This window comes from Streptococcus suis (assembly GCF_002960425.1).
Lineage (GTDB): Bacteria > Bacillota > Bacilli > Lactobacillales > Streptococcaceae > Streptococcus > Streptococcus suis_S.
Window position 1 is genome coordinate 54,657 of record NZ_POIZ01000083.1, and the last position, 21,891, is coordinate 76,547.

General features: G+C 38.4%; 21 protein-coding genes. 6 read left to right on the forward strand and 15 right to left on the reverse strand.

The genetic code is table 11. The annotated features are described in order from the left end of the window. Positions 1-81: 81 nt before the first annotated feature. Together C1G57_RS09430 and C1G57_RS09435 are read right to left on the reverse strand one after the other, a co-directional pair. A complete protein-coding gene (locus tag C1G57_RS09430) occupies positions 82-417 on the reverse strand; it encodes a helicase BlpT (protein WP_105114671.1) in 336 nt (111 codons plus the stop codon). A 225-nt stretch (positions 418-642) separates the two neighbouring features. Continuing rightward, positions 643-1,515 carry a helix-turn-helix domain-containing protein gene (locus C1G57_RS09435; RefSeq protein ID WP_105114672.1) on the reverse strand — a complete coding sequence of 291 codons (873 nt, stop codon included), beginning with the start codon at positions 1,513-1,515 and terminating at the stop codon, positions 643-645. Between the two features lie 259 nt (positions 1,516-1,774). On the opposite strand from C1G57_RS09435, the gene C1G57_RS09440 reads away from it, so the two are divergent. From C1G57_RS09440 to C1G57_RS09450, 3 genes are read left to right on the forward strand one after another with little or no spacing between them, the layout of a single operon-like run. Beyond that, on the forward strand, positions 1,775-2,992 hold the full coding sequence (locus tag C1G57_RS09440) for a hypothetical protein (protein ID WP_105114673.1): 1,218 nt from the start codon (positions 1,775-1,777) through the stop codon (positions 2,990-2,992). 2 nt (positions 2,993-2,994) lie between these two features. Then, positions 2,995-3,855 (forward strand): ABC transporter ATP-binding protein, encoded by an 861-nt coding sequence (locus C1G57_RS09445; protein WP_105114674.1) that lies wholly within the window; start codon positions 2,995-2,997, stop codon positions 3,853-3,855. Between the two features lie 12 nt (positions 3,856-3,867). Beyond that, complete coding sequence (locus C1G57_RS09450) at positions 3,868-4,749, forward strand: hypothetical protein (RefSeq protein WP_105114675.1); 882 nt, start codon at positions 3,868-3,870, stop codon at positions 4,747-4,749. Between the two features lie 120 nt (positions 4,750-4,869). Here C1G57_RS09450 and C1G57_RS09455 read toward each other — a convergent pair whose 3' ends face one another. From C1G57_RS09455 to C1G57_RS09485, 6 genes are all read right to left on the reverse strand, one after another. Next, positions 4,870-5,436, reverse strand: a complete 567-nt coding sequence (locus C1G57_RS09455; RefSeq protein WP_029942530.1) for a hypothetical protein — start codon at positions 5,434-5,436, stop codon at positions 4,870-4,872. Positions 5,437-5,455: 19 nt separating this feature from the next. Continuing rightward, the gene (locus tag C1G57_RS09460) at positions 5,456-6,163 is read right to left on the reverse strand and encodes a hypothetical protein (RefSeq protein ID WP_105114676.1); all 708 of its coding nucleotides are present in this window, start codon (positions 6,161-6,163) and stop codon (positions 5,456-5,458) included. After that, on the reverse strand, positions 6,153-7,052 hold the full coding sequence (locus C1G57_RS09465) for an ATP-binding cassette domain-containing protein (protein ID WP_105114677.1): 900 nt from the start codon (positions 7,050-7,052) through the stop codon (positions 6,153-6,155). The genes C1G57_RS09460 and C1G57_RS09465 overlap by 11 nt, the downstream gene beginning before the upstream one ends. A 427-nt stretch (positions 7,053-7,479) precedes the next feature. After that, positions 7,480-8,346, reverse strand: a complete 867-nt coding sequence (locus C1G57_RS09470) for a helix-turn-helix domain-containing protein (RefSeq protein WP_105114678.1) — start codon at positions 8,344-8,346, stop codon at positions 7,480-7,482. Positions 8,347-8,583: 237 nt separating this feature from the next. Beyond that, complete coding sequence (gene tpx, locus C1G57_RS09475) at positions 8,584-9,069, reverse strand: thiol peroxidase (RefSeq protein WP_105114679.1); 486 nt, start codon at positions 9,067-9,069, stop codon at positions 8,584-8,586. Between the two features lie 771 nt (positions 9,070-9,840). Further along, positions 9,841-10,095, reverse strand: a complete 255-nt coding sequence (locus tag C1G57_RS09485) for a hypothetical protein (RefSeq protein ID WP_153045629.1) — start codon at positions 10,093-10,095, stop codon at positions 9,841-9,843. A 185-nt stretch (positions 10,096-10,280) separates the two neighbouring features. Between C1G57_RS09485 and C1G57_RS09490 the strand changes: the two genes are divergently transcribed. Continuing rightward, positions 10,281-11,144 (forward strand): helix-turn-helix domain-containing protein, encoded by an 864-nt coding sequence (locus tag C1G57_RS09490; protein WP_105114682.1) that lies wholly within the window; start codon positions 10,281-10,283, stop codon positions 11,142-11,144. A 180-nt stretch (positions 11,145-11,324) separates the two neighbouring features. On the opposite strand, the gene C1G57_RS09495 is transcribed toward C1G57_RS09490, so the two are convergent. The 3 genes from C1G57_RS09495 to tehB form a co-directional block, all read right to left on the reverse strand. Then, positions 11,325-13,775 carry a heavy metal translocating P-type ATPase gene (locus C1G57_RS09495; protein ID WP_105114683.1) on the reverse strand — a complete coding sequence of 817 codons (2,451 nt, stop codon included), beginning with the start codon at positions 13,773-13,775 and terminating at the stop codon, positions 11,325-11,327. A gap of 117 nt (positions 13,776-13,892) precedes the next feature. Further along, positions 13,893-15,962 carry a C69 family dipeptidase gene (locus tag C1G57_RS09500; RefSeq protein ID WP_105114684.1) on the reverse strand — a complete coding sequence of 690 codons (2,070 nt, stop codon included), beginning with the start codon at positions 15,960-15,962 and terminating at the stop codon, positions 13,893-13,895. Between the two features lie 91 nt (positions 15,963-16,053). Continuing rightward, positions 16,054-16,914 carry an SAM-dependent methyltransferase TehB gene (gene tehB, locus C1G57_RS09505; RefSeq protein ID WP_105114685.1) on the reverse strand — a complete coding sequence of 287 codons (861 nt, stop codon included), beginning with the start codon at positions 16,912-16,914 and terminating at the stop codon, positions 16,054-16,056. Positions 16,915-17,068: 154 nt separating this feature from the next. Between tehB and C1G57_RS09510 the strand changes: the two genes are divergently transcribed. Continuing rightward, a complete protein-coding gene (locus C1G57_RS09510) occupies positions 17,069-18,112 on the forward strand; it encodes a zinc-binding dehydrogenase (RefSeq protein WP_044676987.1) in 1,044 nt (347 codons plus the stop codon). A 160-nt stretch (positions 18,113-18,272) separates the two neighbouring features. Here the strand turns inward: C1G57_RS09510 and C1G57_RS09515 are convergent, their stop codons facing one another. From C1G57_RS09515 to C1G57_RS09535, 4 genes are all read right to left on the reverse strand, one after another. Next, complete coding sequence (locus tag C1G57_RS09515; protein ID WP_014637654.1) at positions 18,273-18,722, reverse strand: type II toxin-antitoxin system HicB family antitoxin; 450 nt, start codon at positions 18,720-18,722, stop codon at positions 18,273-18,275. A gap of 37 nt (positions 18,723-18,759) precedes the next feature. Then, complete coding sequence (locus tag C1G57_RS09520) at positions 18,760-18,942, reverse strand: type II toxin-antitoxin system HicA family toxin (RefSeq protein ID WP_014637653.1); 183 nt, start codon at positions 18,940-18,942, stop codon at positions 18,760-18,762. Between the two features lie 894 nt (positions 18,943-19,836). Then, entirely contained in the window at positions 19,837-20,694 is an 858-nt protein-coding gene (locus C1G57_RS09530; RefSeq protein WP_014637651.1) for an ABC transporter ATP-binding protein, read from the reverse strand. A 1-nt stretch (position 20,695) separates the two neighbouring features. Next, entirely contained in the window at positions 20,696-21,379 is a 684-nt protein-coding gene (locus C1G57_RS09535; RefSeq protein WP_105114687.1) for a hypothetical protein, read from the reverse strand. Positions 21,380-21,564: 185 nt separating this feature from the next. Here C1G57_RS09535 and C1G57_RS11065 point away from each other — a divergent pair, with 185 nt between their 5' ends. Further along, on the forward strand, positions 21,565-21,717 hold the full coding sequence (locus C1G57_RS11065) for an aureocin A53 family class IId bacteriocin (protein ID WP_014637649.1): 153 nt from the start codon (positions 21,565-21,567) through the stop codon (positions 21,715-21,717). Positions 21,718-21,891 lie beyond the last annotated feature (174 nt).

Below are 21,891 nucleotides of genomic sequence, written 5' to 3' on the forward strand. Positions count from 1 at the left end.
CGCTTCTTCTCTTCCTAACAACTATATTCTTATACTTTATTATAGCACAAAAGAGGGATTGTCACCCTCTCTGATCATCTATTATATTTGGGCAATAGCAGAGCCACCATAGAGTTTCAATTCTTCTCTGATGGTCTGGTAGTAGTAGCGATCAAAGGCCTGCCAAGCCTGCCTGCTTTTCTCACTCAATCGCAGATCGCCCAGTCCAACCAAAAAACTGGTCGAACGATAAAACTTCTCAATCGCAATCAGTTCTGAATTGGTGACCGACCTGGCCTCCGACAATAGGCGTGTCGTCTCTGTCAGATTATGCTGGAACCGTTGTTCATCAACTGTCCCCCGCTTGTCTGCTTGAAAGGCCTGATTCAAGTCTTGAATGAGGGCCAAAACGTCTTGAATAATTTGTGTCTTTTCCATAAAAGACCCTCCTTGTTTTCGATGAATTTAGTATATCAAATTAGACAAAGATATACAAGTCCCTTACTTTTTCATAATATGAATTCCCCCAGGATCAAATCCGTCAGAAGTTCTCGTTACAATCCTCTTTACAGGAAAGATTACTATTGCGATTGCGAGAAACAGACACACAAATTTAACTATCCGTTTCATACATACCTCCTTTTTGATATAACTAATTTTTCACTATATTTCCTTACCCATTGTTACTAAAAAATTCTTCAATGACAAATATAACTTTGTATTTCCTTGTAACTTGTATAAAACTAGTGCCTGCTCATACAAATCTAAAACTTCATCTTCTCTCAATAAGCCTTTGCTGATATTCCCCAACAAACATAGTAAATCTGGCAATAAAAAACTACTATTATAAGCATTCAATTGGTTAATCAGTTCTGTCACTTCATCTAAAGCTACGTTCGTCTGTTTCCGTTTTAGAAGAAATCTAGCATAATTGTAACCAATCTTTATATAGGCTTGAAAGTCGGTATTGATTGATAAATCAAGCTTATTCACCTCTGATTTTACATTGCTGACCAACTCCATATATTTGTCATCTTCACCAACTTCACCTAAAAAAATAGTGTAACTGTTCAAAAAATCTAAATAAAAATAGTAATGAGGAGCGATAATAGCACTTAGTCTATCAAACTCTTTTGTCGCAAAATCTCTTTCATTGTATAGGTAAAATTGAACCAAGGTAAAAATATAGTCTAAATAGGCCTTATCTTCCTCATTCAATAAGTGTCTGCTTTTCACCTCTTTCACATACAATTGCTCTACAATTTCATAATTTCTGAGAAGCAATTGTTGGGAGAAAATAGTTCGTATTTTTCCAATGCTATGTCTACTTTCTTGAACAAATTCCTCAAAAAAATAATTCATAGTCACACCCAGCCTATTAGACAGTAGAAAAAGGATTTCCGATGAGGGAGAAAGGTTGGTATTTTCGATTCTACTAATCAAACTCTGCTCACAAATATCCTTAGCTAAGGCACTCTGAGTCAGTCCAAGTTCTTTTCTTCGTTGCTTAAAACGACTACCGCATATACTATTCATAACATACTCCAAATTTATTTAATAATATTATACACTATTTAAAAATGAATTTCGTAATTTTTATATTAAATTTTTCATTTTTTATTGACGATTTTCAGATGATTATATATAATAGTATATAGATAAGATATTCTGGCGATTTACGCTTAACCGATTATCAAAAACCAGTGACGGTTATTACTTAGCCTACTATTCAGGAACTATCTCTAGATAAAAATTAATACCTGCCCCTACAATCTCTTCTCTTTTGGAGGTATCTATGTTTCAGATTGAAGGTAAACTATTTTTCCGTATCAAGAAAAACTTAGTCGCTATCTTGGTCATGCTGATGACGATTCTAGCTAGTTCCCTTCTAGCAGGCTACCAAAATCGGCAAGCCAAATTAAATGTCATCCAGAACTATGAACAATACATTCAAAAATTTGAAAATATCATACAAGATTTAGAAACACAGTATCAGAAACAAGCCCTCAGCGAAGAGGATTACCAGGCTGAAAAAACATTCTTTACAGACTATATTGCCAACTACCAGAAGGAGATTGAAGCGGTCAAAAAGGAGGACTGGACCTATTTTTATGAGAAAAATATCCAGCACTATCAGAAGGATGGCCAATACGTCAGCCTTTCCTACCGAAGCTATGAATTTACCCCACAAACCATCGAAAATACCTTCTTGATTTCCAAGTATCTGTTAGAAAAGGAGATACCCTCTGCCTTTCCAACTGAGCTTTACCTAACAGCCTTTGAACATCCCAAAACACCAACAGATAGAGAAATCGTCAAGAGTCTGGGCCAGCAGGCCTTAAAGGGAACTAGCCATGAAATCTGGCAGGGTCAAAAACAGCTAGGCCTGGTCATCACCCTTCCTCTCTTTCTCTTAACTTTCACCAATTTTTTCATCAAAGACCAGCAGGGAACTAACCGACAAATCCGCCTCTTACAGACCCTAGGGCTGACTAGAATCCGAATTACAACCAATAAATACCTGGCTTTCCTGCTACTCTATACCGCCCTCTTTCTCGCCCTCTATCTGAGCCATTTGCTCATCGCTTTTTTACTAAATGGCAATAGTAGCTGGATCTATCCCGTCACCACCTATAGCAGTAAGGGACTGGCTTACAGTTTTATCACCACAACCATAAAACCTATTTACCAAGTCATCTTACTGGCCTGTGGCATGCACTATCTCTACCTTCTATTTTTGCTGGGAGTGGCACAGACCTTGGCTAGAGTCTTAAAAAATGGACTGGCTGGACTGGTTGTCACACTGGGACTTGTCATCTCTGCCAACTTCTATCCCCATATCTTCAATCCATTTAGCCTATGGAGTGCAGGCAATCTGGCTGACGGAAGTGCTATCATCTACCAGCAATTAACAGGATACAGCATTCCAAAAGTCTTTACGGTCCTTCTCATCAGTAACCTGCTCATCTATTGCCTGCAATTCTATCTCCTGACAAGAAAAAGTGAGGTCTAACCATGCGATTATCCATTCACAATTTGTGCAAATCCTACGGGAAAAAGAACATACTAGACCAGCTAAACCTAGAACTGATGGAGCCTGGAATCTGGGCCCTGATTGGACCAAATGGAGCTGGAAAGACAACTCTCCTAGACTGCATTGCCAACCTGCAAACCTTTGATTCGGGAGAGATTTCAATAAATGGCAAAAAGCACGATAATCCAACTATCTACCGAACCTTTGCCTACCTGCAGGACAACCGGGTCCTCTACCCTGAATTGACTGGGCTGGAGCATTTGCGATTGGTTCAAGCTATCCAAGATTTACCAAAAGAGCGGATTGAGGAAGTCATCCAAGAAATCGGCATCCGTGATTATGTGAAGATCCCTGTCAAAAATTATTCCCTGGGAATGAAGCAACATCTCCTGCTGGCTATCGGTATTATGAACAAGCCCCAGGTTATGCTCTTGGATGAACCCTTGAACGGCTTGGACCCGACCAGCTACATCCAGACCAGAAAATTGCTCCAGAAACTAGCCAAGAATGGGTCAACCATTATCGTGTCTTCCCACCAATTAAACGAAGTGGATCAACTAACCGACCAACTGCTCTTTCTCAAACAAGGAAAAATCATCGAGCGAAAACTGGAACAGGTTGGGCGACAATATGCCATTCAGACTAGTGACAATCAGACAGTGTATCAGAAACTTGGGCAAATGAAGGGACTGACTTTGGCCAATGATAGCATTCAGCTAGACACCAGTGTTCACAGTCTGCATTTCTACCTAGACCAAGTCATGGCGTGTCAGGTGGAAATTCTAGATATTAGCATTCAGGAGCACCAGTCCGAAGAAATCTATAAAGAACTATTTGAATAGGGAGGCTTGACCATGAATCTATTGTCCCTTTTCATTCTACGACTGAAACGCAATGCTATTTTTCTAGCCCTCATGACTGCTGTGGCTCTTATCCCGCTTGCTCTGTCCTATCGGAATGTTCTAGAGGCCGAAAACTTGCGCTTTGAGGACCGAACCCGTATCATACAAGTCAAAAAAGAAGCTGAAACCTTCTTGTATGCTGACGATAAGGAAGCCCAAGCCTTAGACCAGGAAAGCATGGATTATTATAAAAAACTCTTGGAACTGACGACCACCTACTTAGAAAAGGAACATATCCAAGGAAAAAGTCAGGAGGTACTTGAAACGGAGTTAGAACTCTACCAGACCTTGCAAAACTGGGAGGCAAAGGGGCATAATATCAACCATTTTACGAACAGCGAACTGGCAGAACGTATCACAGTCTATAAAAAAGTTCTAGAGCAAGCTCTTGCTTTTCACTACCCTACTGCTCCCAAGGATGTTTATCTGACCTTGTTACAAGTTCTTCCAGCTAGTATCTATATCATCCCCCTTGTCATCTGTTGTCTCTTAGCTTGGCTCCTCATGACCGACCTTTCCAAACATCGTGGCCTCCTCTTTATCAACGGACTATCCCCTGGTCAATATGCCACTAGCCTGACCTCACTTGCTCTTCTCCTCCAAGTTGCTATCTATACTCTCATCCTATTCATGCTACTTCTATTGGTACATCAGTTCCAATTTACCTTCCAAGAACACTATCCCATTCTGATTGGCACTAATCCTCTGTCTACCATAACAGTAGGGAAGCAGTTGCAGAAACTCCTGCTAGAAATGGCTGGGGTGACAGGTTTCTATCTGGCTGTTATCCGATTAGCAACTGCTAAACTCCTAGAAAAGTATAAACGAAAATAGGCCACTCTGATTAGGGTGGTTTTTGCCATCAAAAAACGATGCCTGTTCAGACACCGTTATATCTTGATACAAGCCAAGCCACAATCCAACATAGAAACCTGTTTATGATGAGTAATCATCTTAATCACCCTTTCTGATGCTAACATCGGCATAGGCATCTATTTTGAGGATACTTGCCTTATTAGCTCCTTCTTCAGGAACTTCTAATAACTTTGCCCCACTATTCAACTTGACATCATATCCTCCATCGTAACTTCGAGGCAGAGTAATATCTACAGTACCATTCCATGTATCAACATAAACTTCTTTAAATGTAGCACCTTTTGCCAATTCAATTTTTGCTTTTAAACTACTCTTCCCACTTGCGACGGTAACTAACTTAAAACCCTTTTTACTCAATGGTATATAAGCATCATTTGTACCTATATCCGCCTTCTCAAGTGTTGACATTGCTGTTTCAGAAATTTTCCCTGTCAAACTAATCATCGTCACCTCATTGTCAGTCTCCACAATTTCAAGTTCAAAAGGTTGTTCGCTACCATAGATTTCAATCGTATTAATTTCTTTGCTCGTTACAGTCCAAGACTTAGCAATCTCTACATCTGTTTTGTCACTCTCTAAACTTAGGTAAATCGCAACTCCTAAAAAAGTAATGATTAAAATGAAAAATGGGATTATTTTTTTCATTACAAGTGCCCTCCTTAAACTATTTAAACTCCCTACTAGAAAAAAGTAAGTACGAACTCAATAAATAGACAACACTAAATATCAATGCAATGAGACTAGACGGAGTAAAAAATTCTGTTTGATTAGTGATTAACTTTACCTGATTAAATAGAAAGAAATGAGAAAAGACATCATTTGCCAAAAGACTTGTTGTAACATACGAAACTAAATTATCAAACATCAAGACAATCATGGTATAAATAAGGTAGGCTTGATAAATCTTATCTACATACTGAAAAATAAACAGACACAGTAGCGAAAAACAGAGATGAAATGGCAACTGTTTAATGAGTAGGTCAAATGATTCACCCACATCTACTTGTCCATTCAAAAAAATTCTACATACAATTACTGTAAAAAATAGTAAAAGCGTGTATGCAAAACACAGGGACAAGGTTTCAAATAATTTATAAAGATAAACTGAAAAACGAGAGGAGCTTTTTATGATTGCATGGTTAATGGTGCGATTGGTAAATTCTTCTCCCCAGACTAGATTACAAGCACTTGAGAAGAATAGAGGAATAAAACCTGCTACTGAAGATAAAATAATCGTAATACCTCCTTGTCCATCAGTTTCTCTCATCAGATAAGCGAAGAGTACTCCTAAAAGAATCACCAGAGAGACTGGAAAAAATAAACTCCTTTCTTTCCATACCCTATAAAAGTCTGATTTCACTTTATGGAACATGAGGAACCTCCTCTCTTGCAATCAAAGATAGATAATAGGATTCAAAACTCGGTTGAAATTTAATGATTTCCTCGATTTGAATCTCATTTTTCCGTAAACAATCAATAATCCAGCTAGTTGATTTCCCAATTTCTGAAAGCTCAATTCCTTCTTCGGTCACTATCGCCTCAATTCCCTCGGAAAGTAACACTTCAAGTGCTTCATGCTCCTTATCCACTCTAACAATCCGTTTGGTTTGAAGTAGTTTTTTCAGATCATCTTTTTGTATTATTTGCAACACTTTTCCTTTGCTCATGATGATATACTTGTCAACGACTAAGTCTAATTCAGACAAGATATGGCTTGAAACTAGAATGGTCATACGATATTCATTTTTCAAAAGCAGAAGAATCTCACGAATTTCCTTAATACCTACAGGGTCCAGACCGTTTATTGGCTCATCTAATATGAGTAGTTTGGGCCAATCACAGATAGCCAAGGCTATTGCTAAACGTTGCTTCATTCCAAGAGAAAAATCTTTCACTTTTTTCTTAGAATCTACACCCTCAAGTCCAACCATTCGTAATAGATTTTTGACTTTGTCTTTATCCGTTCCGATTCCTAAACCAATCATTTGAACACGAAGATTGTCACCTGCAGATAAATGGGGATATAGAGCAGGTGACTCTACTATACAGGAAACAGCTTGACTCTCTAAACCGCTTATTTCTCCAGAATTACTCGAAATCAATCCTGCAAGAATTCGGATTAAGGTAGTTTTGCCAGCACCATTTTCTCCCACTAGACCACAAATTTCTCCACAGTTAATATCAAAACTAATATTATCTAGAACTTTTTGCTTTCCGTAAGTTTTGGATACTGCTGTAACATTTAATAATGTATTTGCCATAGCAACCTCCTAAAAAGAAAAGTCGATAGAAAAGTGACAAACTATCGACCAGTCAAGTTATTAAATTATTTGGTGAACGGAACCATGTAAACTAATCCCAGCAAAGGAAACCGATTCCATACCAATAGTATAGACAAATTTGACCAGCTGTTATTTTTGTTTTTTCTCTCATTTTCAATTTTCTCATGGCAGGATTTTGTAACCCCTTTCATTTATAGTTTATCATAACTCTTTTATCTTGTCAATTTTTAAAATAAAGAATTCGTATTTTTTAAAATTATATTCAAATATGTATTTCTGGTGGTATAATTAAAAGAATTTTGCAAATTAAAAACGCAGAAATCATGTTAGCAAATTGGCTAATTCCCTGCGTTTAAATATATACTTATCTACTATCAACTCTTGCCAATCTTCATCATTAGAGTTCCTATATTTTGTCTTCTTCTATATATCGCTCCAGATTCAATTCCATTTGTCGATTAGCATCCAATTTATATAAAAAATATGCCTGACGAAAATGTTGTTTCGCACTCTCTGTATTTCCAAGTTCTTCATGGACATTACCTAGTAAACAAAATAAATCGGGTAAGGAATAATAGCTTCTGTGTGACCTACAAAATTCGATGGCCTTTGTGATGCTAGCTATAGCTTGGATGTAATCCTTCTTTAGCCATAGGTAACGTGAAATGTTATATTGAAGTTTAATTTTTAATTCCAATTCTTCAATCGTGATAGGTTGGAAATTATCCGTTTTTTCTGCCAGTCTTTCAAATTGTACATCAAATAATTCTTCATCATTAACATCAAAATAAAAATTTAGGAGTGTATTTGATACTTGTAAAAAAAATAAATTAGAACTCTCCAATTGTTCAAGTAGATATTCCATTTTGGATATAGCTTCCTTCTTTTTATCATAAAAATAAAAATTGACTAATCCACCTATCCACTCTAAGTATAATTGATTTGCTACCGATAAACGATGTTTATTATTAGACTCCAATTCATAAACATATCGTAGTCCTTGGTAGTCTCTATGGACTAAGAAATTTCGTACAACAGTTTTGAATTCTGCCAACTCCTCTTTCTGCTCAGAAACAGTGTCTTCAAAAAAGTAATTCATTGAAACATTTAGTTTCTTTGATAATTCAAAAAGCAACTCAGAACCAGGAGTATAAGCGCCACTCTCAATTCTACTAATTTGACCTTGTTTACATACACCTTCTGCCAATTCTTTCTGAGATAATTTCATCTCTTTTCTTTTTTGTTTTAACCTAGAGCCTAGTTGTATTCTCATTGTTGTTACCTCACTCGTATTATACAACTATTTTAGCACTTATGAATTTTAAAGACAATAAAAATATTCATTTGCGCATTATTTATAAAATCTATATTAGAATATGTATGTTATCTCTTCGTTTCATACTAAATCATAAACATCCCCTCTTTTCACAACCTATCTTCACAATAAATTTCTAGCAGGATAATTTAAGCGTTAAAAAAACGATGCCTATTCAGGCACCGTAATATTCTTTTACTTGACAGCTTCTAAAGCCGCTTCATAATCTGGATGTTCGTTGACATTGTCCAGGTATTCTACATAGGTGATTTGGTTGTCGGCATTGAGGACAAAGACCGCACGCGCCAGCAAATTCCACTCCCGCATAAGTACACCGTAAGATTTACCAAAGGCATGGTCATAGTAATCAGACAGGGTGATGGCATCTTCCAAACCTGCAGCCCCGCACCAGCGTTTTTGGGCAAAAGGCAGGTCTGCTGAGACAGTCACAACAACAGTATTGTCACGGTCAGCCAGTTCCTGATTGAAGCGACGGGTTTGGGTATCGCAAATCCCTGTGTCAATAGAAGGCACCACACTGATAACCTTGGTCTGCTTGCCAAAGTCTTTCAGGCTTTTCAGGCTCAAGTCATTGGCCATGAGCACAAAATCAGGGGCAGTATCTCCCACTTGCAAACGTGGACCTACCAAGGTCACTGGTTTTCCAATAAAGGTTGTCATAAACATCTCCCTTGCACTTAATATATCTATTGTAAGCGTTTATGACGAAAAATACCAGTTTTTTGACTGGTATTTATATTTTCAGGCTCTTTTCATCTTCCAAGCGTCTTCATACCAACCAATCAAACATGTGGTCATTCGTCGCATAAGATGCACCGTTCTGACAATGCTAAGAAGAGGCACTCTCTCTATTAAACACAACAAGTCGCTTATTCAGAATAGGTAATTGATTGAAAAAATTTATCCCTCTTTGACCAATCACAATGTAAACGCTTAATAACAAAGTATATTGGGCGGTTACTTTGTACATTCAATTTGTATACTCAAAAAGCTCTATTATCTCTGCGATGGGAGTACCTATTGCAGAAATTATAGAGCCAGAAATATAGGGATAAAATTACACATTTTAAAAATTAAATTCACTCTTTATTTAAAAGTCTATTATTTTTTAAGATATACCATAACGACAAAAGCGAAATTAGGATTAAACAAATTCTCCCCAGGTAATAGGTAGACTTGACCAAAATATTACTAAGAACCTCTAAAGATAGGAAGGTATATAATACTACTCCAGAAATTACAATTAAGTATTTCAAACTGTACTCACTAATTACATATTCAACGTTTCTAAAATTTATTTTTAAACTTGAATTGATTTTTTTTATAACATAACTCAATAGAAACATACCTGCAACAATGATACTAACTGATAATATTATATGATTTATAATTGGTTCAGAATAGAATGGATTAATTTCCTTTAATAGATTCTCAAGCATTTTTATTTACCTCCTTAATTTGAATTATTTGATCACAGCTTTTAATCACCTCATCATCATGGGATATTAGCATAACAATACTTCTTTTCTTCAAAAACTTTATGGAATTTAGAAACCAATCCTTTCTAATACTATCTAAATTTGAAGTAGGTTCATCATAGACCAGAACATCTTTCCCAGATATAAAACTAGCAAACTCAATAAACACAAACCAAACAGTTTTTTTTAATCCCTTGTGCTTACTCATCTTGTGAAAACCCTTTCTGATTCTTGTCTTCATTCTAGCACACATTTATTTTTCAAGTCAATTATTTTTATGCCGTTTCTTACTTTTTTTTATTCCTTTCAGTTATTTTTAGATTGGGTAAATTTGCCATTTTTAACTAAATACTATATAATGGATTCAGAAAAATAAAAGGAAATATTGTCTTTATGAGTATACTCGCTGAAAAATTCAGATTAAAAAGAAAAGAGCTAGGACTATCCCAGCAAACTCTTGCTGAAGGAATTTGTGAACAAAGTCAGATTAGTAAAATTGAAAGGGGGCATTTCATCCCTTCCGCAGACCTTTTGTTCAAACTCTCTCAACGACTTGAAGTCCCACTAGATTACTTTTTCAATGAACAAATTGAAGTTAAATCTAACCTGTCCAACTTCAAACACCTATCTTCTCGTCTACTAGACGATAGAAATTATGACGATTTAGAATATCTTTATAAAATAGAGGTTGACCGAAGCACTTTTCTAACACTAGAAGATCGAACTTACCTTGAATGGATTAAAGCTATTATTGACTTCTATCAATATAACCTTCAGTTTGAGGCTATCTCCTACTTGGAAAATATATTATCAAAAGTATCCTCAACTACTTTAATTTACTTAAAGGTATTGAATACACTATCTAATTTCTACTCCCTTGTTGGCCGTGAACAAGAATATGAAGCAAACTACTCTCATTTAATGGAGTTGTATCAGACAAAAAATCTAGATCATCAAGAGTTTTTATTTGGTTACATCAGAGTCCGCCACAACTACGCTCACTATTTAGTATCAAAGAAAAAATATAACGAAGCCATCCAAGAAGCTCTTGAAACAATTGAACTCTGTAGAGAAAAGCAAACAAGCTATCAACTGGCTCCCCTTCTTATTCTCGTCGGAAATGCTGGGGCACAATTTCTAGACAAGGAACAGGTCAAAAATTATTACATAGAAGCGAAAGAACTATGCAAGATTTATAACAATCCTTTGATGTTAATGAAGATAGAAAATTATTTGAAGGAATTGGATAATACTTGATTTGTACTCAAAAATTAAAACTGTCAGACCAAAGAAAAAGTCCATAGAATTAGGTTTCTAAGGACTTTTATTTTTAGTATTATAATATTAAGGAAATATTCTATAAGGATTGTCCCATGTTACACAAATAACTAACAGACTATTCATTTTTTTGTCAGATATTTCTCTTAAATCTTTTTTCTACATTTTCACCCTTTTCAATCGCAGAGCGTTCAAGACGACTGACACTGAGCTGAGGGCCATGGCTGCACCTGCAAACATAGGATTGAGCAAAGGTCCACCAAATACATGTAAAAGTCCCATGGCGATTGGAATGCCAATCACATTGTAGGCAAAGGCCCAGAAGAGATTTTGTTTGATGGTCCGCATGGTTGCCTGGCTAAGTTTGACAGCCTTGACCACATCCAAAATGTCACTATGCATGAGAACAATATCGGCAGACTCAATGGCAATATCAGTCCCAGAACCAATGGCCAGACCCACATGGGCTTGAGCTAGGGCAGGGGCATCGTTGATGCCATCCCCCACCATAGCGACTGTCTTGCCCTGTTCTTGCAAGTGCTTGACTTGGTTGGCCTTGTCATCTGGCAGGACCTGACTGACCACCTGCTCAATGCCGACTTCCTTGGCAATGGCCTGGGCAGTTTTTTCATTGTCCCCTGTCAGCATGACCACTTCTAATCCCATAGCTTGCAGAGCCTGAACAGCCTGACGGCTGGTCTCTTTTACTTTATCAGCAATGGCAATGATTGCTAGTAATTCTTGCTGGCTGGCTAGGAAAACAGGCGTCTTGGCTTGATGGGCAAATGCCTCCGCAACTGCAGGTCCTTGGGAAACATTAATTCCCTGTTCCCGCATCAACCGTTCATTTCCCAGATAGATGGTCTGCTCTGCTATTGTCACCGAAAGACCACGACCTGAAAGAGCCTGAAAATCGGTGGCGGGCAAGAGATCAATCTTTTCTGTCTGAGCTGCTTGAAGGAGAGCTTGAGCCAGAGGATGCTCGGAAAATTGCTCGCTACTTGCTGCCAGCTGGAGAACCTGCTCACGATTTTTAGTAGACAAGAGATGAATGTCTGTCACCTGGGGTTTGCCCTCAGTAATGGTCCCAGTCTTGTCGAAGACAATGGTGTTCACACCTTGTAGGGTTTCAATAGCTTGACCAGACTTGAACAAAAGACCGTTTTCTGCCCCTTTTCCAGTCCCAACCATAATAGCCGTCGGAGTTGCTAACCCCAGAGCACAAGGGCAGGCGATGACCAAGACGGCGATGATAATACTTAGTGAAAAAATCCAGGATTCTTGCCCCAAGAAGTACCAGGCCAGCCCCGACAAGAAAGCCAAGCCCATGACAACTGGCACAAAGACGGCAGATACTTGGTCAGCCAATTTGGCAATGGGTGCCTTAGACCCTTGAGCCTCTTCTACCAAGCGAATAATCTGAGCCAGAGTCGTATCACGACCAACCTTGGTAGCCTGCATGGTAATGGCACCTTGCTGGTTAAGGGTACCGCCAAAAATATTGTCGCCTAGTGCCTTCTTCACTGGTAGGCTCTCACCCGTCAGCATGGATTCATCGACACGTGTCTGGCCTTCTAGAACTTGACCGTCAACAGGAATCTGCTGACCTGGGCGAACAATAACCTGGTCACCGACCACCACTTCTTCAATCGGCACTTGTATTTCCTGACCATTTCGTAGGACCTGGGCAGTCTTGGGAGCCAGATTCATCAACTTCTTAATGGCCTCAGAAGTCTGACCTTTGGACCTTGCTTCAAAATATTTTCCAAGGGTAATCAAGGTCAAGATAACGGCAGCTGATTCAAAATACAGTTCTGGATGGTGACCGTGCATGGCTACTTCTTTCCCCATCAGAAGAAAAGCAATCATCAAAAGACCTTGAACCAAGGCTGCCCCTGTCCCAACAGCAATCAAGGAATCCATATTGGGATGGCCTTGCAAGAGGGTTTTAAAGCCTTTTTGGAAAAAACTGCGTCCCAAATAAAGGACAGGGATGAGCAAGATGACTTGGCTGACCGCATAGACTAGCGGTTGATGGAGCAAGTCTGGCAAAGGAAGGCTTATAAATGGTAACATCGGTCCCATAGCAATATAGAGCAAGGGAAGGGTAAAGACAGCTGACCAGACAAATCGTTTCAAAAGAATGTCTTCCTTGCTTGGTCCCTTGTCCACCGTCTCTTCTACATCTTCTGGTCTGATTAGCTGATAGCCTACCTGCTCAACTGCTTTTTCAAGACTAGCTGGATTTTGCCTATCACGGCTATAACGGATGGTCGCCTTTTCTGTTGCCAGATTGACACTGACTTCTTCTACGCCCTCTAGTTTGCCCAGAGCTTTTTCAACCGTCATAGCACAGGAAGCACAGGTCATGCCTGAAATGTCATAAGACTCGGTCACCAAGTTATCGACTAACTGGTATCCCGCCTTTTCAACTGCCTGACGAATATCTTCTAGTCCCAACAGCTTTTCATCATAGCTAACACTCAATTTTTCAGTCGCTAGGTTGACACTGGCTTCTTCTACTCCTGCTAATTTACCGACAGCTTTTTCAACTGTCATGGCACAAGAGGCACAGGTCATGCCTGTAACGGGATAGGTAGCTTGTTTCATATCCTTCTCCTTTGACTACATTTGTAATCACATTATACACAAAACGACTACATTTGTAAACAAAATTGTTTCAAAAAAGTAGATTGAAATCAATCCAACCTACTTTTTCATATTCATTTATTCTTTACCGGATTTTTTTCGATTAAGGAAAATAGCTGTTAAGATGCCAGCGATACCCAAAGCGACTAATAACATACTGACCTGTTCGCCTGTACTTGGCAGAAAGGCTTTACCCTTGTTTGATTTAGGAGTCACCTTATTAGCAGATGAATGCGACGTTCCATTTACACCTGTTGAACTAGATGAGCCGGTTGTGTCGCCTGTTCTGACTTCAGATGAGCTACTTGATGAACTGGATGTCATAGTAGTATTCGAGGTACTTGTAGAAGTTTCGGTGCTACTAGATTCCTCTGTACTAGTTGATGTTTCGGTACTGCTGGATTCCTCTGTACTGGTTGAAGTTTCGGTGCTGCTAGATTCTGCTGTGCTGGTTGAGGTTTCGGTGCTACTAGATTCTTCCGTACTAGTTGAAGTTTCGGTACTGCTGGATTCCTCTGTACTAGTTGATGTTTCAGTGCTGCTAGATTCTGCTGTGCTGGTTGAGGTTTCGGTGCTACTAGATTCTTCCGTACTAGTTGATGTTTCGGTACTGCTAGCACTAGTTGTCGTTGCTTCAATTTTTGCCATCATTTCAGCTTCAACAGCTTTTAGTTGGGCAAAAATTTCTGCTGAACGAGCCAAGGTTGCCTCTGTTACAGTTGGAGCCAAAGCCAATGCGGCTTCATCTGATAGGCCAACATATTGAGCATCACTGGCTGCTTGAGCTGCAATCCATTCAGCCTCAAGCGCAATCCATTTTTCCTGGATTGATTTTCCAAATAGTTCTGGATAAGCAGTAGCCATTTTATCAATATTCTGAACTGTCCAGTACCATGAATTAGTATCATAGGTTGCTGAACGGTTTTTAAAGGCTTCATAGGTATCCGTTACAAGTCCATAGAATGGCACATAAGGCGTATTTCTAGTCTGACCAAGTCCCAACCAAACAATTCCTCCAAAGGCTGATGGTAGACTATCTTTTATTTGATAAACATGGGCATCAATCACATTTTCGTTACCAAGAGCGTATTTATAAGTTGCATCTGCGGCTTGATCATTGGCACCATCATCTCCCTGTTTCACTTTGCCAACTTCGTCATCAGGTCGGAATTCTGGTAAATGTTCAAAACGATTCCGTTGCAGTGCAAAGGTATCTACTAAACTAAAGCGTTGACTAGGGTCTGTCGGTTGACGCAATAAATCGTAAACAGCATCTTCATAGGTTACAGGCGATGCTGGATCCATTAATTTTATACCTGCATAAACACGGGAACGGTCTGCCTCAGCATAGGTTGCTGGACCATATGATTTGGCAATGTGGAATTGGCCATCAATCGTTACATAATTATCCGCTTGTTGGGCAACCGTTTCTACATTTGCAGAGGCAATGACATTTTCTGTGTCTGTTAAATCGACATGACCTAAATAATAGGTATTGGCAAAAATCGCATATTTATCATCCGGGAATTTAATGGCGACATATTGATGACCTGACAAAATTTCCATGTACCACACTTCATTTTTGTCAGCAATAATAACAATATTTCCTTCTGCAGAGCCTTTTTCATCAATAGTCTTGGCAATCAGTTCAACACCTTCACGCGCAGTTGAAACTCTTGGAAGAACATAGTCAATCAAAATGGGCTCACCCAGACCACCTGCTTCCACAAGAGGATCAACAGCTAAGACTTTGTCATTTGGAATAGCTGTTACAGTTGCAGTCATGGATACACCCTTTTCATTGAATCCATGGGCACCGTAATTTCCATTTGAACCATCACCACGCGCAGCATCTGGTGTTGTTGTGTATTTAAACTCGCTTGCCAAGTGCGGGGCAGTGAATCCAAATGTTTCATCCACTAGCATCTCACCCTCAGCATAGCTTGAAGCCGGAACAACTAAATAATTCTTGTTATGCGCACCATTATCTGGTGGATAGGGGTAATCCTCCGTTCTACCATAAAGGATAGAACCATCTGACGTCAATCCCTTACCAATGATAAAACCTGAACAGGCCTGAACAATTTGGGCAGGGAGCATGCACACCAGCATGAGAAATGCTGCAATGCGAACTAAAGTCTTTTTCATAAGACTTTCTCCTTTCATATAATAAAATACCCATTTGCACATATATTGTAACGCAAAAGCACCTGCATTGCAAGTGCTTTCAAAAAAATATTTATCCTTTTTTCCTAGCCAACATGGTCGCAAATCGCATTTTGAGGAAATTACCATGTTCATCACGCTTATGGAGCTGACCAAAGTCTTCATTGTACTTGACCAATTCCCAGTCACGATAGTATTCCTTCAACTCACCCGCTCCGAAGGTAAAGGAGAAATTCATCGGACAGGGTGCATCCTCCGTATCCATGGCCGCTACAATCAAGTTATAACCACCCGGCCGTGTCTGCTCCTGCATATTGCGGATAATAGCTGGCACCCGCTCCCTCTCCAAAAACATAAAGACTACGGTTGAGATAATCCAGTCGTAATCCTGCTCCAGACTGGCTGAGTTGATGTCATAGATCCCAGCTTGTAGGTCCAAATCCTCCGCTTCCTTGACCTGCAAGAGTGTCTGAATGCTCGGCACGTGCTTGTCAACCGCCGTCACCTCAAATCCCTGCTGGGCCAAATAAAGACTGTTCCTGCCATGTCCACAACCCAAATCCAAAACCTTGCAGGGCTCTATGATTTTCAAGGCATCCAAGACTTCCGAATGCGTCCGTGTGTAATCATATTTTTTAGCAAAATAATCCTCTGGCTGACAGAAAAATTCCAAGAAAAACTCCGTATCCTCTGTCAACAGGGTCACCCGATGCCAAGCCTGTGGCTCCACAAAGGGAATATCATCTATCGGACCATAGATACATTCTCCTAAAATCTCATTATCATCTGAAATGGGCTCAAATTTGAGTTGACCCTTCAAGACCTTGATTTTGGCCCAAGTACCCACCTTGGTATTATGCTTGGTCAAAAAATGCTGGGGAACCGTATCCTGATTCCAAATGGGCATGCGTTTGTAAGGAACTAAAACAGTCATTATCTCTCCTTTTTGTCAATAGTAGTTCTAGTCTATCACAAAGGAAATAGGAATTCAAACTGATTTTTTACTTGACTTAGAGTGAACTCCAAGGTGTATAATAGTTCTTATCAATCAGAAAGGATATTTACTGACAAGTAGATGTATGATGAATATGAAAGCAGCTATTTATGAAAAAGCCGGTAAGATGACCGTTGCAGAAATCGAAAAACCAAGCCTTCAAGCCAAGGATGATGTCATTATCAAGGTCGTTCGAGCTTGTGTCTGTGGGTCAGACCTTTGGGGCTACGGTGAGGATATTCACCATGACCACGGTGACACAAACTCTGGTCATGAAGCCATCGGAATCGTAGAGGAAGTCGGCGAAGACATTACAACCCTTGTTCCAGGGGATTTTGTGATTGTTCCCTTTACCCACGGTTGCGGCCATTGTGATGCCTGCCGTGCTGGCTTTGACGGTACTTGTGACAACCATCCAGGCTACACCAACTGGGGCAACAACTACCAATCTCAATACATTCGTTTCCACTACGGCAACTGGGCCTTGGTCAAAATTCCTGGTCAGCCAAGCGACTACTCAGAAGGCATGATCAAATCTCTCTTGACTCTGGCAGATGTTATGCCAACAGGCTACCATGCTGCGCGTGTTGCAGATGTCAAACCTGGTGATAAGGTGGTTGTCATCGGTGATGGTGCAGTGGGGCAATGTGCCGTCATTGCTGCAAAAATGCGCGGAGCTTCTCAGATTGTCATGATGAGCCGCCATGCAGACCGCCAGCAAATGGCTTTGGAATCAGGGGCTACTGCCATCGTAGCAGAACGTGGTGAGGAAGGTATTGCCAAGGTCCGTGAAATCCTAGGTGGCGGAGCGGATGCTGCCCTTGAATGTGTTGGTACAGAAGCCTCTATTGACCAAGCCCTCGGCGTGCTTCATAATGGCGGTCGTATCGGTTTTGTCGGTGTGCCACACTACAACAACCACGCCCTTGGCTCAACCTTTGCTCAAAATATCATTATCGGTGGTGGCTCTGCTTCTGTCACAACCTATAATAAGGAAATTTTGCTCGATGCCGTTCTCAAAGGCGACATCAACCCAGGTCGAGTTTTCACCCAAACTTACAGTCTGGACAATATCGACCAAGCCTACAAAGACATGGCCAATCGCAAAACCATTAAAGCTATGATTACGGTGGATTAAGAAAATAGAACAAAACCCCTGAAGTTCATTACATAAACTTTTGGGGTTTCGTATAATTTATAGAAAGATAAAAACGGAACCATCCCACTCATTAGAACTACTAATACTCAACGGGAGTAGAAAGGTCCAGTTTCAACATTTGCAATAACAGAAGCAAGTGTTAAGCATGAATTTTTTTATCTGCAATTGCATCCGTGAGGGTCTGTGAGAAATTCAATCCTAGTTCACGTCCTAGAGTGTCTGCCCAGCGTGGGATAGTGAGTGTTTTCTTTACTGGCTCTTGACTGCCCAAATACTTTGCAACGTCCACCATCACCATGGAGATAAAAGACTTGCTAGAATCGTAAACCATCTCAAAATCCTCATTACGGAAAGGGTTATTATCTACTAATGACAAAGTGTTTATAGAAGACGGGGTAGGAATGTCTCTTCCATTCTCGATATAATCAGCTAAGTTCATACCTAACCAATCGCTAGCCATTGCCATAGCGTCCGCCATATCCTCGCCTTGAGTTGCTGAATACTCAAAATCAGGGAAAGTTACAAAGTAAGGGGCGTTAGCTCCGTCTGTATCATCAAAATAAAATAAAGCTGGATAAGTGACAAGCATAGTTTACCTCCAAAAGAAAACAAGCGGTAGGCTGTTGTTATAACAGCCCTGCTTGCTTTTTGATACCCCTTTCGGTGTATTTGTTTATTTCACCGTGGGGAATGGTTATAGGTCGCTCGCCTGCTTTTTCAAGTTTCACGTGTGACCCCTTACCGCCTTTGGTTTTTGTCCAACCATGGGCGGTAAGTAGCTTAACCATTTCTTTTTGTGTCATAGGCATAGCGCTTTTACCTCCTGACAAGATTATTATACCATACGTATTACACGTATTCAACTATAAAGAATCAGAAAATGTCTGAAATTTGTGACTGATACTCAATGAAAATCAAAATAAAAAAAGACAGTTCAGTAAACAAACTGAACTGTTCTATATTTTAAGACACATTATTTCCAAGTTCTTAATTCTGTCCATCAGATCGCATTACTAATAGTATAAGTCTTTCCAGCGTTGACATACTTATTCGTACCTAGATATCTCACCTTAAGATCGTACTCATTCAAATTATAACTAGCTTTTACAATAATATGTCCATAAGTATATGGAGGTACGTTATGAGAACCCTCTAAATTAACAGAAATTCCATATTATTTTTTAAAACTTTTGCAAAATAATATAGCTCCTATTGAAAAACTTAAGGTTTCTACAGGCCTCCAGAATAATTGATATACATAAAGTATGAGTGTATTCCAAAAATCACCACTAGTATCAATCCAAGTTGGTTTTATCATATAATTTAAGTATCCAAAGCACATTAAAATTATGCCACTTAAAAATAATATATCCGGACTCCTTTTATTTTTCATAAAAACCACCATCCTTATTTTTCATATAAAATAAACAGTCTAGTCATCAGCATTATAGTTTCCTATGTTATTTTACCTCCTAGCTTGATGCTATATTATTTATATATTTGCAATATTATTATAACATTTATGGGTTTAAAAACAAAGTTATTATCGGTTTATTTCTAAAAATCGTTTCAAAATTTCAAATTGAAATTTTGAATTATCCTAGTTAACATATTCATCAATAAATTTATATATAAAAACCAACAAAAAAGACCAGGATTTCTCCCAGTCTTAGCGACTATTGATCGCCTTCGTACGTTTGGGCTCATTGCCCATATATAATATCTCTCAATGACCTTCTATAGAGGTAAAACTCGTCAATGTACTCTGATACTTCTTGTAATGTTTGAAAAACAGAATAAATCGTGTCGCCTTTTGAAAGTTTAATCAAAAGAGTTTCTGAATCAATTTGCTCTGGAAAATACTCTGTCAACTTCGATTGTAAAAGATCAATGTTTCTAACCCTAAGGATATACTCTATCCAAGAATCTTTCTCTGTCAAACACGTTCTAGAAGTAATGTCTATAACAGTTCCTTCTCTTGTAATCTTGCCATCTTCCAATACATAAATATAATCAGAAACTCTCTCTAATTCTTCTAAATTGTGCGATGTTAATAAGATTGCCGCACCATTCTTTTTCAATGTCAGAATAATCTCTAACATCTTTTGAGCAGATGGACCATCTACTCCTGATGTTGGCTCATCAAAAATATAGTTTTGGAAATTTCCGATAGCAGCTTGTATGAAGCTAATCTTCTTTCTCATTCCAAATGAATAGCCTTGAATCTTCTTTTGTAAATCATCTTTGATTCCTAGTATTTCAGCATATTTTACAGCTTCTTCCCTAGGAACGTTTTTCAAGTCTGATATAAAGTTTAAAAATTCAAGACCTGTAACATCCTCAAACATAGCGTTTGCATCTGGCATCACAGAGACATTTCCAGACTGAACTGTTCCTCTATCTGAAAAATAATAACCCATTATAATTGCTATTAAAGTGGACTTCCCTGCTCCATTACTACCAATGATAGATGTGATTTCTCCATCTGATGCAGTCATAGTTATGCTGTCCAAAACCATGTTTTCCTTAAATGATTTGGAAATGTCCTTCACTTCAATCATCTTATATCTCCTTCTTCTCAAAAACTGAAACCCCTATACCTAAAAAAACAACTGACAAGAGCATTAAAAATAGAACTTCCCATGTTTTTTCAATATAATGATAGGGAGTGATCCATAACAACAGTTCCAAAAAATCATGATTGACAAAGTTAGAAAACACAAAAATAGTAGGGTAAATAATACTAATAATGATGTTCACTAGCATAGCTGTTCGATCATTTTTACTAATAGTAGATATCAAGGTGATAATCGAAAGCATATAGAAGTAAAAAATACTAATATTACAAAACTGTTGGAAAGAAAAAACTGCATCTTTTCGAAACACAAGTACAACTATGGTTGAAATCAAAATTTGTAAAAGGAAAAACACAAAGGACATTAAAAACTTTGAAAAATAGAGTGCCCGCCGAGATTGATAAGGCAAAATAAATCTAAAATCTCTTGATGATATCCCTTGAGAAATAATATTAGAGAACAGGGATGCACCGAATAGAAAGCCGACAAAAGCAAAAACGGCATACATCACTTTCAAAATTGCTATTCCATCGGAATTATCAAAGATTCTTCCAACACTATCCCCATATCGAATAAAAAGATAAGTAATAAAAAAATAAACCGCCGAGACAATTAATGTTTTAAAGGATTTTAAGTCTCGCTTAATGTAAAATAAAAATAGTGAGGTCAAATTTATTCTCCTTTCATATAACATAGTCCATTTTACCAAAAAACGAATTACTCTCAACTTTTTTCAAAAAACAGAAGCAAATAACATTAAAAAACGAACATTTAATAAATTGATAAATAATACGATTTTAACAATCTTTTTTCTTTGTTTTATAATCAAACTCCCACAGAAGGAGGAGAAATATTATGAAAGCATTATTAAATTGGTTGTTTAAAGTATTAAAAGCAGCCTACTATTGGGCTAAAAATAACTGGAAAACTGTCCAGAAATGGCTAGATATTGGGATGTACTTTGAATGGATTCTTTCTAAAATTAAACAGATTTTAGGAATTAAATAACGACATTGTCTAATTTTATTCATGCAATGTCATTAAAATAAAACTCCATAAAATATGGAGTTTCAGACTGAAGACAAAGTCGTTAGAATTGTATTTCTAACGGCTTTTTCATATGTAAAGTAGTATAATAGAGTTAGGAATAAAGAGAACGCTTAGAAGGAGAATCGCTATGTT